The sequence below is a fragment of the Caulobacter sp. 05T431 genome (assembly GCF_056665975.1).
This window is the reverse complement of record NZ_JBFTKU010000023.1, coordinates 42,959-56,477: the sequence shown is the minus strand read 5'-3', so window position 1 is coordinate 56,477 and position 13,519 is coordinate 42,959. Positions and strand designations below refer to the sequence as shown.

Annotated in this window: 21 protein-coding genes; 12 read left to right on the top strand and 9 right to left on the bottom strand. The window is 68.5% G+C overall.

Translation table 11 applies throughout. The annotated features are described in order from the left end of the window. Positions 1-24: 24 nt before the first annotated feature. From AC1U89_RS19565 to AC1U89_RS19555, 3 genes are all read left to right on the top strand, one after another. Positions 25-342: a TFIIB-type zinc ribbon-containing protein gene (locus AC1U89_RS19565; RefSeq protein ID WP_479901320.1), complete on the top strand. Its 318-nt coding sequence runs from the start codon at positions 25-27 to the stop codon at positions 340-342. Between the two features lie 21 nt (positions 343-363). Further along, the gene (htpX, locus tag AC1U89_RS19560) at positions 364-1,305 is read left to right on the top strand and encodes a zinc metalloprotease HtpX (protein WP_479901319.1); all 942 of its coding nucleotides are present in this window, start codon (positions 364-366) and stop codon (positions 1,303-1,305) included. A 95-nt stretch (positions 1,306-1,400) separates the two neighbouring features. Further along, a complete protein-coding gene (locus tag AC1U89_RS19555; RefSeq protein WP_479901318.1) occupies positions 1,401-1,760 on the top strand; it encodes a hypothetical protein in 360 nt (119 codons plus the stop codon). Here the strand turns inward: AC1U89_RS19555 and AC1U89_RS19550 are convergent. Continuing rightward, positions 1,757-2,887, bottom strand: a complete 1,131-nt coding sequence (locus AC1U89_RS19550; RefSeq protein ID WP_479901317.1) for a serine hydrolase domain-containing protein — start codon at positions 2,885-2,887, stop codon at positions 1,757-1,759. The two genes, AC1U89_RS19555 and AC1U89_RS19550, sit on opposite strands and share 4 nt — an antisense overlap. A gap of 106 nt (positions 2,888-2,993) precedes the next feature. On the opposite strand from AC1U89_RS19550, the gene AC1U89_RS19545 reads away from it, so the two are divergent. Then, a complete protein-coding gene (locus tag AC1U89_RS19545) occupies positions 2,994-3,365 on the top strand; it encodes a hypothetical protein (RefSeq protein WP_479901316.1) in 372 nt (123 codons plus the stop codon). A gap of 32 nt (positions 3,366-3,397) precedes the next feature. Further along, the gene (locus tag AC1U89_RS19540; protein ID WP_479901315.1) at positions 3,398-3,637 is read left to right on the top strand and encodes a hypothetical protein; all 240 of its coding nucleotides are present in this window, start codon (positions 3,398-3,400) and stop codon (positions 3,635-3,637) included. Here AC1U89_RS19540 and AC1U89_RS19535 read toward each other — a convergent pair. The 4 genes from AC1U89_RS19535 to AC1U89_RS19520 form a co-directional block, all read right to left on the bottom strand. After that, the gene (locus AC1U89_RS19535; protein ID WP_479901314.1) at positions 3,621-4,040 is read right to left on the bottom strand and encodes an acyl-CoA thioesterase; all 420 of its coding nucleotides are present in this window, start codon (positions 4,038-4,040) and stop codon (positions 3,621-3,623) included. The two genes, AC1U89_RS19540 and AC1U89_RS19535, sit on opposite strands and share 17 nt — an antisense overlap. Further along, positions 4,037-4,378, bottom strand: a complete 342-nt coding sequence (gene grxD, locus AC1U89_RS19530; protein ID WP_479901313.1) for a Grx4 family monothiol glutaredoxin — start codon at positions 4,376-4,378, stop codon at positions 4,037-4,039. The genes AC1U89_RS19535 and grxD overlap by 4 nt, the downstream gene beginning before the upstream one ends. A 78-nt stretch (positions 4,379-4,456) precedes the next feature. Continuing rightward, the gene (locus tag AC1U89_RS19525) at positions 4,457-5,353 is read right to left on the bottom strand and encodes an aldo-keto reductase family protein (RefSeq protein WP_479901312.1); all 897 of its coding nucleotides are present in this window, start codon (positions 5,351-5,353) and stop codon (positions 4,457-4,459) included. A 3-nt stretch (positions 5,354-5,356) separates the two neighbouring features. Then, complete coding sequence (locus AC1U89_RS19520; protein WP_029915439.1) at positions 5,357-5,593, bottom strand: BolA/IbaG family iron-sulfur metabolism protein; 237 nt, start codon at positions 5,591-5,593, stop codon at positions 5,357-5,359. Positions 5,594-5,756: 163 nt separating this feature from the next. Here AC1U89_RS19520 and AC1U89_RS19515 point away from each other — a divergent pair, with 163 nt between their 5' ends. Continuing rightward, on the top strand, positions 5,757-6,455 hold the full coding sequence (locus tag AC1U89_RS19515; RefSeq protein WP_479901311.1) for a hypothetical protein: 699 nt from the start codon (positions 5,757-5,759) through the stop codon (positions 6,453-6,455). Between the two features lie 6 nt (positions 6,456-6,461). Next, positions 6,462-7,406: a M20/M25/M40 family metallo-hydrolase gene (locus tag AC1U89_RS19510; protein WP_479901310.1), complete on the top strand. Its 945-nt coding sequence runs from the start codon at positions 6,462-6,464 to the stop codon at positions 7,404-7,406. 3 nt (positions 7,407-7,409) lie between these two features. On the opposite strand, the gene AC1U89_RS19505 is transcribed toward AC1U89_RS19510, so the two are convergent. Both AC1U89_RS19505 and AC1U89_RS19500 read right to left on the bottom strand, forming a co-directional pair. Beyond that, positions 7,410-7,616, bottom strand: a complete 207-nt coding sequence (locus AC1U89_RS19505; RefSeq protein WP_479901309.1) for a hypothetical protein — start codon at positions 7,614-7,616, stop codon at positions 7,410-7,412. Positions 7,617-7,777: 161 nt separating this feature from the next. Continuing rightward, positions 7,778-8,587: an SDR family NAD(P)-dependent oxidoreductase gene (locus AC1U89_RS19500; RefSeq protein WP_479901308.1), complete on the bottom strand. Its 810-nt coding sequence runs from the start codon at positions 8,585-8,587 to the stop codon at positions 7,778-7,780. 117 nt (positions 8,588-8,704) lie between these two features. On the opposite strand from AC1U89_RS19500, the gene AC1U89_RS19495 reads away from it, so the two are divergent. Continuing rightward, the gene (locus AC1U89_RS19495; RefSeq protein ID WP_479901307.1) at positions 8,705-9,199 is read left to right on the top strand and encodes a winged helix-turn-helix transcriptional regulator; all 495 of its coding nucleotides are present in this window, start codon (positions 8,705-8,707) and stop codon (positions 9,197-9,199) included. 89 nt (positions 9,200-9,288) lie between these two features. Here AC1U89_RS19495 and AC1U89_RS19490 read toward each other — a convergent pair whose 3' ends face one another. Next, positions 9,289-9,642: a hypothetical protein gene (locus tag AC1U89_RS19490; protein ID WP_479901306.1), complete on the bottom strand. Its 354-nt coding sequence runs from the start codon at positions 9,640-9,642 to the stop codon at positions 9,289-9,291. An 11-nt stretch (positions 9,643-9,653) separates the two neighbouring features. Next, entirely contained in the window at positions 9,654-11,867 is a 2,214-nt protein-coding gene (gene purL / locus AC1U89_RS19485) for a phosphoribosylformylglycinamidine synthase subunit PurL (protein WP_479901305.1), read from the bottom strand. Positions 11,868-11,934: 67 nt separating this feature from the next. On the opposite strand from purL, the gene AC1U89_RS19480 reads away from it, so the two are divergent. From AC1U89_RS19480 to AC1U89_RS19465, 4 genes are all read left to right on the top strand, one after another. Continuing rightward, a complete protein-coding gene (locus AC1U89_RS19480) occupies positions 11,935-12,201 on the top strand; it encodes a type II toxin-antitoxin system VapB family antitoxin (RefSeq protein WP_029915449.1) in 267 nt (88 codons plus the stop codon). Beyond that, positions 12,198-12,593 carry a type II toxin-antitoxin system VapC family toxin gene (locus AC1U89_RS19475; RefSeq protein ID WP_479901304.1) on the top strand — a complete coding sequence of 132 codons (396 nt, stop codon included), beginning with the start codon at positions 12,198-12,200 and terminating at the stop codon, positions 12,591-12,593. The genes AC1U89_RS19480 and AC1U89_RS19475 overlap by 4 nt, the downstream gene beginning before the upstream one ends. Further along, positions 12,590-13,186: a peptidylprolyl isomerase gene (locus tag AC1U89_RS19470; RefSeq protein WP_479901303.1), complete on the top strand. Its 597-nt coding sequence runs from the start codon at positions 12,590-12,592 to the stop codon at positions 13,184-13,186. Before AC1U89_RS19475 ends, AC1U89_RS19470 begins: the two co-directional genes overlap by 4 nt. A gap of 84 nt (positions 13,187-13,270) precedes the next feature. After that, positions 13,271-13,435 carry a hypothetical protein gene (locus AC1U89_RS19465; protein WP_479901302.1) on the top strand — a complete coding sequence of 55 codons (165 nt, stop codon included), beginning with the start codon at positions 13,271-13,273 and terminating at the stop codon, positions 13,433-13,435. Positions 13,436-13,519: the final 84 nt, after the last annotated feature.

Below are 13,519 nucleotides of genomic sequence, written 5' to 3'. Positions count from 1 at the left end.
CATCCTTTGGACAGGGACCGCCCGATGCCGCTTCTGATGTGCCCCAACTGCGACGCCTCCATGCAGGCCGTACAGCGCGCCAGCGTCGAGTTCGACATGTGCCCCCAATGCMGGGGCGTATGGCTGGACCGCGGCGAGCTGGAGAAACTGATGGCCATGGAGCGGGGCGAACCCCAGCCCGCCACGCCGCGCCTTCCCGACTACGAGCGGCCGCGCGAGCGTGCGGACCCTCGCGGCGACTACCGCCCAAATGACTATCGCCACGACGATGAGCGCCGCCACCACGGGCAGGGGCACTACGGCAAGAAGAAGCGCTTCGACCTGTTCGACATCTTCGACTGATCACGATCCCACGTTAGAGACATGAACCACTTCAAGACCTTCGCCCTCCTGGCCGGCCTGACGGCGCTGTTCGTCGGGGCCGGCTACATGATCGGCGGCCCGAGCGGCATGCTGATCGCCCTGGTGTTCGCCGTGGGCATGAACCTGTTCTCGTACTGGAACGCCGACAAGATCGTGCTGCGGATGTACGGCGCGGTCGAGGTCGATGCGAGCCACCCCGTGCCGATGGTCCGCCAGTATGTCGGCGACGTCGAGGAGCTGGCGCGCCGGGCCGGCCTGCCGCGTCCGCGCATCACGGTGATTGACAGCGACCAGCCCAACGCCTTCGCCACCGGCCGCGACCCGGCCCACGCCGCCGTGGCCGCCAGCACGGGCCTGCTGGGCCTGCTGGACCGCGACGAGATCCGCGGCGTCATGGCCCACKAACTGGCCCACGTGAAGAACCGCGACACCCTGACTATGACCGTGACGGCCACCATCGCCGGCGCGATCTCGGCCCTGGCCAACTTCGCCTTCTTCTTCGGCGGCTCGCGCGACGACGACGAACGGCCGGGCGGCCTGATCGGGACCATCGCCCTGGCCATCCTCGCCCCCATCGCCGCCATGCTGGTGCAGATGGCCATCAGCCGCTCGCGCGAGTACGAGGCCGACCGCATCGGCGCCGAGATCGCCGGCGACGGCCGGGCCCTGGCCCGGGCGCTGGAGAAGATCGAAGCCTATGCCCGCGGCGGCGCGGTGAACTACGAGGCCGAGCGCAATCCGGCCACGGCGCACCTGTTCATCATCAATCCGCTGGCCGGCAAGGGCGCCGATAACCTGTTCTCGACCCACCCGGCCACCCACAACCGCGTCGAGGCCCTGCTGCGGCTGGGCGTCAGCCAGGCGACGCGCGGGCGGGTCGGCACGGCCGTGCCCGCGGGCGACGCTGTCGGTGATGGGCGCAGGATCGGCCCCTGGAGCTGAGCTTTCGCGACAATTCGTCGCCATGGTTTCCGCCGGCCTTAACCCTGCGGCAACGCCCCAGGCGCTATCCGTTTGAAACGCTTGGGGGAAAAGCCATGACCACGACGCTCGAAGTCCAGAAAGCCGCCGGCATCGTCGGCCTGCTCGAGGCCCTGTCGGCCGAAATGTCGATCGCCGCCGTCTCTTGCGGCCACCTGGACAGCGCCTTGGGCCAGATTCTCGAGAAGGTGCCGATGGAAAGCCGGATGGCCGTGATGCAGGAACTGCACATGGTCGACATGCTGGCCCAGCACATCACCGCTATCACCGACTTCACCGCCGGCCTGGCCAGCTCGATGGCCGCCGAGGGCGCGCCCGACGTCGACGCGGCCCTGTCGCGCATCACCCTGGGCGACGTGGCCGCCCGCCTGCGTGAGACCCTGTCGACGACGGCCTCGGACCAGCAGGCCGCCTAGGGCGCTTCCACCGGGAGGGCGCGGCCGTATTCCCACGCCCACGGCGCGCCCGTATCGCCCAGCGCCGCCGCGACCAGCGGCGGGAAGATCCGCTGACCGACGCCGCTGTTGGTCAGCAGGACGATGCAGCGCCGGCCGCGCTGGACGCAGACCAGCATGTTGTCGGTGATGTCGTTGTGGCCGCCCTTGAAGAAGGCGTGGCCCTGCGGACCGTCGAACACCACCACCCCGATCCCGGCCGCCAGGCCGATCCTGGCGTTGGCCGGATTGCCGCCGGTCAGTGTCGGCGGGAACTGGCTGACATTGACGATCGGGAAGCTGGGCTTGATCCGCTCGGCCGCCGACCTTGGCGACAGACCCCGGCCTGAGACCATGGCCGCCGCCAGCTTCGACAGGTCATCGATCGTGGTGTCCAGCGAGCCGGCCGCCTTCACGCTGCTGCGTTCGTCGTGCTCCTCGAACTTGCCGTCGGCGTGGTAGCCGTCCGCCAGGTTTGGGCGGAAGTCGGGTCGCCAGCTCATGGCGCTGCGGGTCATGCCCAGCGGCTGGAAGATGCGGCGGTCCATCTCGTCGCCGACCTTCAGGCCCAGGCCCTGCTCGATGACGAACTGCATCAGGTTCAGGCCTTCGCCCGAATAGACGTAGCGCGTGCCGGGATCGGTCTTGATGTCCAGCTTCTCGTCGGCGTTCAGCCAGCGGAAATTGGGGAACCCCGCCGTATGGGTCATCAGCATGCGCGGGGTGATCTTCTCCCAGCGCGGGTCGGCCGCCAGGTCCTTGTAGGCGTCGTACTCGGGCAGCGGCTTGGGCAGGTAGGCCTTGATCGGCCTGTCCAAGTCCAGCTTGCCGTCGTCGACCAGCATCAGCACGTACTGGCCGAAGGCCGCCTTGGTGATCGAGGCGGCGTACATCACCGTATCGGTTTGCAGCGGCCGCTTCTGCTCGACATTGGCCCAGCCCTGGGCGCTGACATGGGCGACCTTGCCGTCCTCGATCACGGCGTAGGCCAGGCCGGGAATCTTGCCGACCGTCATCAGCCGGGCGGCCTCGGCGTCGAGGGCCTTGTAGTCGGCTGCCCCCTTGTCGGCGGAAAGGGCGGGGGAGGCGGCGGCCACACAGGCGGCCATCGAAGCGATCGAAGCGAATTTACGAAGCACTGGGGTCTCGTCGGTTGCGCGCGGCTGGGCCGTGGGCAAACTAGGGCCTAGTTTCCCGTTCTTGCCAAGGTTGTACATGAACCTCGACCGACGCCGACTGCTGACCGGGGGACTGCTGCTGGTCCTGGGCGGCTGCGCGACCTCGGGCGGCGGAGTGACTCTGGTGGCCGGCAAGGGCCAGGACGCGGGCGAGCTGGAAGCCTTGACCGCCGTCCAGGCCGACGCCTCGGGATTGACCCTGAGCGTGGCCTCCACCGGCTGCACGACGCGGGACGACTTCGCCTTCTATGTCGACCGATCCGGCGCCCAGCCGACAGTGGCCTTCGCCCGCAAGCGGCTGGACCTGTGTCGGCGCGCGCCGACCACGGTGGACGTGCGCTTCAGCTACCAGGAGCTGGGACTGCCGGGGCAGGGGCGTCTGGCCGTGCTCAATCCGGTGGCGCGTTGACGGCGGGCCGCCGGGCGCATCATCCTGCGAGCATGTTCAAGACGATCGCGCGCGCATTCCAGAACCTGGGGAACGACATCGCGCGGGAGTCCGCCGAGTGGAAGATGCGCTGCACGGTCTGCGGCCGCGAGAAGTCGCTGCTGGCGGCGGGCGGTATCCGCTACAAGGCGGCCGGCGAGAAGCACACGCTGGGCTTCTGCTCGCGGTGCGGCGGCCTTCGGATGCTGAAGATCTATCGGCCTGCGAAGAGCCCGATCAGCCCTTCGGCGTGAACCGTTCGACCATCCAGGGCAGCACCCGCGCGGGGCGCTTGGCGGCGATGTCGATCAGCACCCAGTCGGTCCGGCACTGGGCGCACATCTCGCCGTCCGGACCGTCGATGCGGATATAGCGCTCGAAGCGCGGACCCTTCAGCTCGCCCACCCAGGTGTAGCCCGTGGCGGTCTCGTGCGGCAGCAGTTCGCGACGGTAGTCGATCTCGTGGCGGCGGGCGATCCAGCTCCAGGGCGCGCGTTCCTCGGGCGTGGCCCAGGCGTCCCAGTGCGCGATGGCCAGGTCCTGGGCCCAGGCCAGATAGACCACGTTGTTGACGTGGCCGTTGGCGTCGATGTCCGACGCCTTCGGGATGAAGGTCAGGCTGTAGGCGTCGCCCGGGGGGACGAAGACGCGGCTCAAGCTTCGATCAGGCCCTGATCGGCGAAGAGGGTCTTCAGCTCGCCCGACTGGAACATCTCGCGGACGATGTCGCTGCCGCCGATAAACTCGCCCTTGACGTAGAGCTGGGGAATGGTCGGCCAGTCGGTGAAGGTCTTGACGCCCTGGCGAAGTTCGTCGTCCTGCAGGACGTCGACGCCGACGAACGACACGCCCAGATGGTCGAGGATCTGCACGGTGATCGACGAGAAGCCGCAGCGCGGCTGGTCCGGCACGCCCTTCATGAACAGGACCACGGGGTTTTCGGCCACGGTCTTGGCGATGAAGTCGAGGGCGGGGGAGGAGGCGACGTCGGTCATTGAAGGAAATCCTTGGGCGTAGGCTCTCAGCTAGGCGCCGCGACCCCCGGGGTCAAGCCTTGGCGGGACTCGCGAAGCTCAGGCGCGACGCTTTGACCCCTCGGCGCGCTGGGCCGAGAAGCGGGCCATCTCGATCTGGGCGGCGCAGCCGGTGGGCAGGTCGCGCTCGACGATCGCGGCCAGGCCCTCCACCTCGGCGGGCGTGCCGGCGGTCACGTGGACGGTGGCCAGGGACGGTTCGGTCAGGGCGTAGGCCAGGCAGATCTGCTGGGCGTTCCAACCGGGCGTGCTACGCAGGAAGTCGTAGCCGCCGACGTCGGCCAGCGGGTCGGTCTTGCGCCGCCACAGCGACGGCTTGGGCAGGAAGCTGGCCTTGTGCTCCTCGCGCAGCACGTCGGGCCAGTAGTCCAGCCCGATCACCGCCATTTCGCGGGTCATGGCGGCGCGGACGCGATTGCGCTCCACCCAGCCCGAGGCCAGGTTGAACGGCGTGGCCATGGCCTCGAACTGGCCCGAGGCCACATAGGCGTCGAACTTGTCGCCGGCCCCGGCCACGCCCAGCAGGCGGATCAGCCGCGCGGCGCGCAGGGCCTTCAGCTGCTCCAGGGTCTCGGCGGGGAAGGCGTTGGCGTCCGGATCGTCCAGGACGGCCAGGTCCAGGTGGCCCAGGCCCGTACGGTCCAGGGCCTGCTCGATCATGTCATGCACGGCCTGGGCGCGCAGGGCGCGGTCGCTGGAGCCGCGCAGCCGCCAGGCGATGAACAGCAGCCGCCGCTCGACCGTCGAGAAGGCCTCGGTCGCGCCCTCGATCAGGGCGGGCGAGACGCCGTCGATCTCGAAGCTGTTGATGCCGCTTTCCAGCGCCGCGAAGATTAGCTTGCGCCAGTCGGCGCCGCGCAGGCGGGGTTGGTCCTCCAGCCTCAGCGTGATCGCCGAGACCGCCACGCCCGCGCTTCCGAAGGGGCGATAGCGCATGGGCTACTCCGTGGGGGCGGCGGTTTCGAGGGCCAGGGCGTGCAGCGTCCCGCCCAGCACGTCGGCCAGGGCGCGGTTGACCATCTGGTGCTGCTTGACCCGGTTCAGGCCGCGGAAGGCCGGCGAGACGATCCGCGCCTTGTAGTGGTCGCCGTCGCCCGCCAGGTCGGTCAGCACGATCTCAGCGTCCGGGAAGGCTTCGTGCAGGCGCGCTTCGAGGTCGGGGAAGGACATGGGCACGGCGATGAACTCCGAATCTCTCGACCTTGGGTATGCCGCTTAAACCTTAAGAACGGGCATACGGAAAAATGTGCGCCCCAGCCGAAACGTTGCTTTCTCGACTTGCGTGATAACGGAGTTTCACGGAATGATCACGGCGACGTGAACATTCCGTGAGGTGGTCGTGATGCGCTCGTTCCGATGGGTTTGGCTCGGCGCATTACTCGGGCTGGGCGGCTGTACGAACTACGTGAAGTCCAGCCAACCCTGGTTCACGGCCGAGGATGCGCGCCAGGCCCCGGCGGTGCGGTCGGGCTGGTGGATGGCGAGCGAGCCCGATTGCAGGTTCTCGGCCGACGCGCCCAGCGCCGCGTGGCCCGAATGCGTCAAGCCCGTCCTGCTGCCGCCCGGCGATCGTCTTATCTTGCGGACGGTCGAGCCCTCCCGCGGAGACTATCTCCTGGTGGCGGGCGAACCCGCGATTGTCCAGGTGCTGGTCCCGGGAGACAAGATCGCCGAGCCACCGACGGCGGATGAGTATAACTACTATGGTCTGCGGGCCATGCGGCGCGACCCACAGGGGCGGATCACGACCTTCGACGTCTGGCCTGTGCTCTGCGGCCCGCCGGACTGGAAAGCCTGGCAGAACACGTACGACGACCGGCCGCGCAGACCTTGGCCAGGTCTAGAGAACGATCCCGACGCGGTCGGATGCACCGCGCGCGATGTCCACGCCCTACGGAGCGCGGCTCGGCGAAGCAAACGGCTCGGCGCGGTTTACGGCAGGGACATAAGCCCAACATTCCAATGGGTCCGCGACTGGCGGCCTGGCGACCAGACCCAGGAAGAGTGGCTTGCGGCCTTCGCCGAGCAGTCGCATTGAAGGCGTATGACCCGTTCGTTCCTCCGATCCTCCGCCGCCTTGGCCGTGCTGCTCGTCGGCCTGTCCCCCACAGTCCACGCCGCGCCCAAGCCCGGCGCTCATGCGCTGGACGACGTCCGCATCCTGTCGGCCGACGCCATGGAGGGCAGGGGCGTCGGCACGCCGGGCGGGGCCAAGGCGCGGGCCTACATTGTTAAGCGCTTCAACGAGATCGGGCTGCGGCCGCAAGGCGGGACGTTCGAGCAAGCCTTCACCATCAAGCCGAAGGTCTTCGGCAAGGACATCACCGGCGTGAACCTGGTGGCGCGGATCGAGGGCACGTCCAGCTCGGACAAGGTGCTGGTGGTCTCGGCCCACTACGACCACCTCGGGGTGCGCAAGGGGCAGGTCTATAACGGAGCCGACGACAACGCCTCGGGCGTGGCGGGCCTGCTGGCCGTGGCCGAGGCGTTCAAGGCCCGGCCGCCACGCCACACCGTGCTGATCGTCGCCTTCGACGGCGAGGAGAGCGGGCTGAAGGGCGCCAAGGCCTTCGTCGCCGATCCGCCCGTCCMGCTGGACAAGATCGGGCTGAACGTCAATTTCGACATGATCAGCAAGAACCCCCGCAACCAGCTCTATGTCAGCGGGGCGGGGCCCCAGCCCTGGCTGAAGCCGGTGCTGGAGGGCGTGGCGAAGGCCGCGCCGGTCAAGCTGCTGCTGGGCCACGACACCGACCTGCACGGCAAGGAGAACAACTGGACCCAGCAGTCGGACCAGGGCCCCTTCGCCACGGCCGGCGTGCCCTGGGTCTATTTCGGCGTCGAGGACCACCCCGAATACCACCAGCCCACCGACGACTTCGCCACGGTGCCGCAGACGTTCTTCAAGAACGCGGTGGCCACCGTGGTGATGGCCACCCGGGCGCTGGACGACGACCTGGACGGGCTGAGCCGGGCGGCGGGGCGATAGGCCCTAGCCCGCGCTTTCTTCCTCTTCGGCCTCGTCGTCGTCCTCCGCCTCCAGGCCGAACACCTCGTCGATGACCTCGACGATCTCTTCCAGGTCGTCGAGCGTGACCTTCAGCTTCAGGGTCTGCTCGTCGTCGCCGGTGACGGTCAGGAAGATCCCCTCGGCGGTTTCCTCGAGAATGAACTCGTCCAGGTTCGGAATGGCGGCCATGTCGGTCTCCTCAGGTGGCGGACAAGCGACCGGGCGCGGCGTTCGTTCCCGGCCATCTCTCGTCGTCACCTGATAGATAGTGTCACGAGGCGGCAATGTCGTGACGGGCGCCGAAGGTAGGGGGCGAGACCGGAGCGGCTCCGATCTCGCCCACAGTCCGCCTAGGCCGGTTCGCCGACCTTGTAACGGGCGGCCGAACGGTTGCGCGACAGGTTCGGCAGCAGCTTCACCCGGGCCGCGTCATAGGCCGCGAAGTCGGCCGCGTCGGGCAGGGACGGGATGGTGATCAACTCGCCCTGATGGAAGCCGGCCAGGGCCGCGTCCACCAGGTCGTCGACCTCCATCACGATGGTCTGGTCCAGGGCGTCGGCGCCGCCRCTGCCCGAGCGGTCCCAGATCTCGGTGCGGGTCGCGCCCGGCAGCACGGCCTGGAGCTGGATGTTGGGGCTGAGCTGCAGGCGCAGGGTCTGGGTGAAATAGGTCACATAGGCCTTGGTCGCGCCGTAGACGGCCGACTGCAGCTCGGGGGCCAGGCCGACCACGGACGAGATGTTGACGATCGCGCCGCGGTCGCGGGCCGCGAAGGCCTTGGCGGCGGCGTGGGCCAAGCGGGTCACCGAAACCACGTTCAGCTGGATCATGCTCTCGACCCGGTCGATGTCCTGCTGGACGAACGGGCCGGCCAGGGCGACGCCCGCATTGTTGATCAGGATGTCGATCGAGGCGTCTTCGGCCAGCCGGGCCTCGACTCGGGCCAGGTCGGCCTTGTCTGTCAGGTCGGCGGTGATGATGTCGACGTTCACGCCGGTCTCGCCGCGCAGTCGGGCGGCCAGGGCGCCCAGGCGGCCTGTGTCGCGGGCCACCAGGATCAGGTCGTGGCCGGCGCGGGCCAGGCGGTCGGCATAGGTGGCGCCGATGCCGGTGGAGGCGCCGGTGATCAGGGCCGCGCCGCGGATGTCTTGCTTGCTCATCATCTTCTCGTCCTTGTTGGCGGGCCCCTTGGTCCGTCGTGACGCTGAAATGGGAAGTCACTTTCAAAACACAAGTGACTAACTTTCGATTTGCTAGCGATTGCCTATATTAGCCCCATGACCCGACGCGCCTTCGATCCTGGACAATGCCCCGTGGGCCGCACGCTGGAGCGTGTGGGCGACACCTGGAGCCTGATGATCCTGCGCGACGCCCTGCAGGGCTTGTCGAAATTCGACCAGTTCGAGAAGAGCCTGGGCGTGGCGCCCAACATCCTGACCCAGCGGCTGGCGGCCCTGGTCGAGGCGGGCTTCCTGGAGCGCCGACCCTACCAGGAGCGGCCCGTGCGCCACGAGTATGTGCTGACCGACCTGGGGCGGGACTTCGCGCCGGTGATGACGGCGCTGATGGCCTTCGGCAACCGCCACTACGCGACCGAGGGCGTCGCCAGCCACCTGGTCGATGCGGTCACCGGCCTGCCCGCCGAGCCGGTGCTGGTGGACCGCCGCTCGGGCAAGCCGATGGACAGCCCGGACTTCGTCTATTCGGCCGGCCCGGCGGCGGGGCCCGTGGTGCTGGAGCGGGTGGCCCAGGTGGCGCGCGGGCGACGCTGACGGCCGGGGCACGCCCTTGCGGCGTGTCCCCAGGTCTTGGCGCCGTGGATGCTGGTGGGGACACGCCGCGAGGGCATGTCCCCGATCCGCTAGTCGACGCAGATCGCGCCCGTCGTCTTGCCGCCCACGATCTTGGCGTAGCAGCCGAACTGGACGTTGGTCTTCTGGCACTGGCCGGTCGTGGCGCCCTGGGCTTCCAGGTTGCCCTCGGCGATGCACGCTCCCTGGCAGTCGGCCTTGTCCGAGCAGGTCTTGCCGGCGTCGGCGTAGGGCACGACGCAGGTCGGGCGCTGCAGCTTGCCGACCGGCTGCATCGCGCCGCCGCGCGCCGCGCACGAGGCGTCGGCGCTCTGGGCGGCCGGTTGCGGAGCCGGCGCGGGCGCGCAGGCCGCCAGCAGCGACAGGGCCAGGCTCGCCGTGGCGAGAATCGAGGTCATACGCATGCTGAGGTCCTTTAAGCCACGGCGCCCATGAAGCCCGGCAGCCAGGCCTCGTGGGCCGTGCGCAGGGTTTCGAGCGGGATGCTGAACAGGTCGGTCGAGGCGAAGGCGTCGCCGCCCGCCACGCCGGCCAGGTTGGCGTGCACGCCGGCCTCCTTGGCCGCCGCCAGCACCGCGTCCGGATCGGGCGTGGCCACCAGGTAGCGGGCCTGGTCCTCGCCGAACAGGTAGGGGTGGGCGTGGGCGTGGCTGGTGGCGTTCAGGGTGACGCCGACCCTGCTGGCCAGGGCGATGTCGGCCGCGGCGATCAGCAGGCCGCCGTCCGACAGGTCGTGCAGACCCGCGACCATGCCGGTCGGGATCAGGCCGCGCACGAAGTCGCCGTTCTTGCGCTCCAGGGCCAGGTCCACCGGCGGCGGCGCGCCGTCCTCGCGGCCCAGGATCTCGCGCAGATAGATCGAGGCGCCCAGTTCGCCATGGGTCTCACCGATCAGCACCAGGGTGTCGCCCTCGGCCACGTTGCCGAAGCCCATGCGCAGGTCGTAGTCGTCGATCAGGCCCACGGCGCCGACCGTCGGGGTCGGCGGAATGGCGACGCCGTTGGTCTCGTTGTAGAGGCTGACGTTGCCCGACACGACCGGGAAGTCCAGCGCCCGGCAGGCCTCGGCCATGCCGTCGGTGGCGCGCACGATCTGACCCATGGTCTCGGGCTTTTCGGGGCTGCCGAAGTTGAGGTTGTCGGTGATGGCGATCGGGGTCGAGCCGGCGGCCGTCAGGTTGCGCCAGGCCTCGGCCACCGCCTGCTTGCCGCCCTCGTAGGGGTCGTTCTGGACGTAGCGCGGGGTGACGTCGCTGGTCACGGCGATGGCCTTGCCCTTGCCGTGGATGCGCACGATGCCGGCGTCGCAGCCGGTGGCGCTGTCTTCCAGGGTGTCGGCCATCACGTGACGGTCGTACTGCTCCCACAGCCAGCGCTTGGAGGCCATGTCGGGGCTGCCGACCACCTTCAGCACGGCGGCGTTCCAGTCGGCCGGCGCGGCGATCTTGCCCGGGTCGAGGTGCGGATGCAGCGTCGGCTGGACCCACGGGCGGTCATACAGCGGCGCGTCGTCGAACAGCGGGGCCAGGGGCACGTCGCAGACGATCTCGCCGTGGTGCTTGAGCACCAGGTGGCCAGTGTCGGTGGTGTGGCCGATGACGGCGGCGTCCAGGCCCCACTTCTCGAAGATGGCGTGGCCGTCCTTCTCGCGGCCGGGCTTCAGGACCGCCAGCATGCGCTCCTGGCTTTCCGACAGCATCATCTCGTAGGCGCTCATGCCGGTTTCGCGCTGGGGCACCATGTCCATGTCCAGCTCGATGCCCACCCCGCCCTTGCCGGCCATCTCGACCGACGAGGAGGTCAGGCCCGCCGCGCCCATGTCCTGGATGGCGGCGACGGCGCCGGTGGCCATCAGCTCGAGGGTGGCTTCGATCAGCAGCTTCTCGGCGAAGGGGTCGCCGACCTGCACCGTCGGGCGCTTCTCCTCGGAGTCCTCCGAGAACTCCGCCGACGACATGGTCGCGCCGTGGATGCCGTCGCGGCCGGTCTTGGAGCCGAAATAGACCACGGCCAAGCCCGCGCCGGGCGCGGCCGAGTAGAAGATCTTGTCGGCGTCGGCCAGGCCCACGCACATGGCGTTGACCAGGATGTTGCCGTTGTAGCCCTTATGGAAGTTGGTCTCGCCGGCGACCGTGGGCACGCCCACGCAGTTGCCGTAGCCGGCGATGCCGGCCACCACGCCGTCCACGAGGCGCTTGGTCTTGGGATGGTCGGGCTCGCCGAAGCGCAGGGCGTTCAAGAGGGCGATCGGCCGCGCGCCCATCGTGAAGACGTCGCGCATGATGCCGCCCACGCCCGTCGCCGCGCCCTGGTAGGGCTCGATGTAGGACGGGTGGTTGTGGCTCTCCATCTTGAAGATGATGGCGTCGCCGTCGTCGATGTCGATCACGCCGGCGTTCTCGCCGGGGCCGCAGATCACGCGCGGGCCGGTGATCGGGAACTTCTTCAGCTGGTTCTTCGACGACTTGTACGAGCAGTGCTCGGACCACATCACCGAGAACACGCCCAGCTCGACCAGGTTGGGCTCGCGGCCCAGGCGGTCGAGGACGACGGCGTACTCCTCCGGCTTGAGGCCAAATTCGGCGGCCGTCTCGGCCATGGACTTCGCGGGGGAGGTCGAGGTGCTCATGGGCGGGCCTTCTAGCGTGGCCCGGGGGATTCCGCTATATTCTAGAAAGGTCAAAGGTGTTTCTAGAATGGGCATCAGCATCAAGCGGGCGGAGACCGAGGCCTTGGCGCGGCAAGTCGCTGACGTGACGGGGGAAAGCCTGACCGAGGCGATCCATCAGGCCCTGGTCGAGAAGGTGGCGCGGTTGTCTGAACCCTTCGCGCTGACGGACGCCGAAGAGGCGGCCAAGCAGGCCTTCTTCGCGGAGTTGGATGCGCGCCCGGTGCTCGATCCCAGAGATTGGCGGGAGATCGAGGCCGAACTTTACGACGAGCACGGTCAGCCGATCGGATGATCATCGACACCTCCGCCCTGCTGGCCCTGGCCTTGAAGGAACCAGAGCGCGATGCGTTCTATGTCCTGATGCTGCGCGCCAAGCGCCGTCGGATGTCGGCGGCGTCCTACGTCGAGGCGGCCGAGGTCTATATGCGTCGGATAAGTCCGGAGAAGGGGATTTCCCTGCTGAATCGCGACCTCGCCCAACTGCGGATCGAGGTTGTCGCCGTGACCGCCGAGCAGGCCTACGCGGCGGCCGAGGCTCGGCGGACCTACGGGAAGGGCCAGCATGACGCCGAACTGAATTACGGCGACAGTTTCGTCTACGCCCTGGCCAAGTCCCTGGACGAACCGCTGCTGTTCAAGGGAAATGAGTTCATCCACACCGATGTGAAGCGAGCCGCCCCATGATCTCCCGCCGCCATCTGCTGGCGCTCGCCGCCGCCTTGCCGCTGACGGCCGCCGGCCCCGCGCCCGTCCGGGTGCGGATGGTCACCGACCTGGGGCCGATCGTCATCGAGCTGTATCCCGACAAGGCGCCGATCACTGTGGCCAACTTCCTGGCCTATGCCGACAAGCATCTGCTGGACGGCGGGACCTTCTACCGGACCGTCTCGCCGAAGAACGACAACAACCCGGCCACCATCAGCGTCATCCAGGGCGGGTTGAACCGCGACGACAGCCCGCTGCCGGCCATCGCCCACGAGACGACCAAGGGCACGGGCCTCCTGCACACCGACGGCGTGATCTCGATGGCGCKCGGCGCGCCGGGTACGGCGGGGTCGGAGTTCTTCATCTGCCTGGGTGACAACCCGGCCCTGGATTTCGGCGGCGCGCGGAACAAGGACGGCCAGGGCTTCGCCGCGTTCGGCAAGGTGGTCGAGGGCATGGACGTGGTCCGCAAAATCCATGACGCCCCCACCGTCAGCAAGGCTGACGACCCCTACATGAAGGGGCAGATCATCGAAAATCCGGTGAAGATTCAAAAGCTAAGCCGGAACTAAGGCAGCTTCGCAGAAGGAACGGGGTGAATCCCGGGCCGTTTTCTCCCTCGTGCGCGATCGGCGCGCTGTCAAAGGAGAAAGCTCATGGGTGACAACAAGACCCGAGGCCCGCAACAGCAGCAGAACGACCCGCAGCGACAGGCCCCGGGCCAACAGCATCAGCAGGGCGACCGTAATCGCCAGAACGAGCAGGGCCGCAATCCCGGCGGCCAGGCCAACCAAGCGGATCAGCAGCGGCGCGACCGCTGACGACGAACGCTCCGATGTGAAGGAGGGGCCGGCGGTKAACCCGCCGGCCCTTTTTCTATTCCTCGCCCTCCGGGGGAGATGGCC

Excerpts from the sequence above, each read along its gene's own strand:
- AC1U89_RS19490 (WP_479901306.1), bottom strand. The coding sequence starts at position 9,642 with ATGCGTATGACCTCGATTCTCGCCACGGCGAGCCTGGCCCTGTCGCTG.
- AC1U89_RS19550 (WP_479901317.1), bottom strand. The coding sequence starts at position 2,887 with ATGGCCGCCTGTGTGGCCGCCGCCTCCCCCGCCCTTTCCGCCGACAAG.
- grxD (WP_479901313.1), bottom strand. The coding sequence starts at position 4,378 with ATGACCGACGTCGCCTCCTCCCCCGCCCTCGACTTCATCGCCAAGACC.
- purL (WP_479901305.1), bottom strand. The coding sequence starts at position 11,867 with ATGAGCACCTCGACCTCCCCCGCGAAGTCCATGGCCGAGACGGCCGCC.
- AC1U89_RS19555 (WP_479901318.1), top strand. The coding sequence starts at position 1,401 with ATGACCACGACGCTCGAAGTCCAGAAAGCCGCCGGCATCGTCGGCCTG.
- AC1U89_RS19480 (WP_029915449.1), top strand. The coding sequence starts at position 11,935 with ATGGGCATCAGCATCAAGCGGGCGGAGACCGAGGCCTTGGCGCGGCAA.
- AC1U89_RS19545 (WP_479901316.1), top strand. The coding sequence starts at position 2,994 with ATGAACCTCGACCGACGCCGACTGCTGACCGGGGGACTGCTGCTGGTC.
- AC1U89_RS19540 (WP_479901315.1), top strand. The coding sequence starts at position 3,398 with ATGTTCAAGACGATCGCGCGCGCATTCCAGAACCTGGGGAACGACATC.
- AC1U89_RS19525 (WP_479901312.1), bottom strand. The coding sequence starts at position 5,353 with ATGCGCTATCGCCCCTTCGGAAGCGCGGGCGTGGCGGTCTCGGCGATC.
- AC1U89_RS19505 (WP_479901309.1), bottom strand. The coding sequence starts at position 7,616 with ATGGCCGCCATTCCGAACCTGGACGAGTTCATTCTCGAGGAAACCGCC.
- AC1U89_RS19475 (WP_479901304.1), top strand. The coding sequence starts at position 12,198 with ATGATCATCGACACCTCCGCCCTGCTGGCCCTGGCCTTGAAGGAACCA.
- AC1U89_RS19495 (WP_479901307.1), top strand. The coding sequence starts at position 8,705 with ATGACCCGACGCGCCTTCGATCCTGGACAATGCCCCGTGGGCCGCACG.
- AC1U89_RS19465 (WP_479901302.1), top strand. The coding sequence starts at position 13,271 with ATGGGTGACAACAAGACCCGAGGCCCGCAACAGCAGCAGAACGACCCG.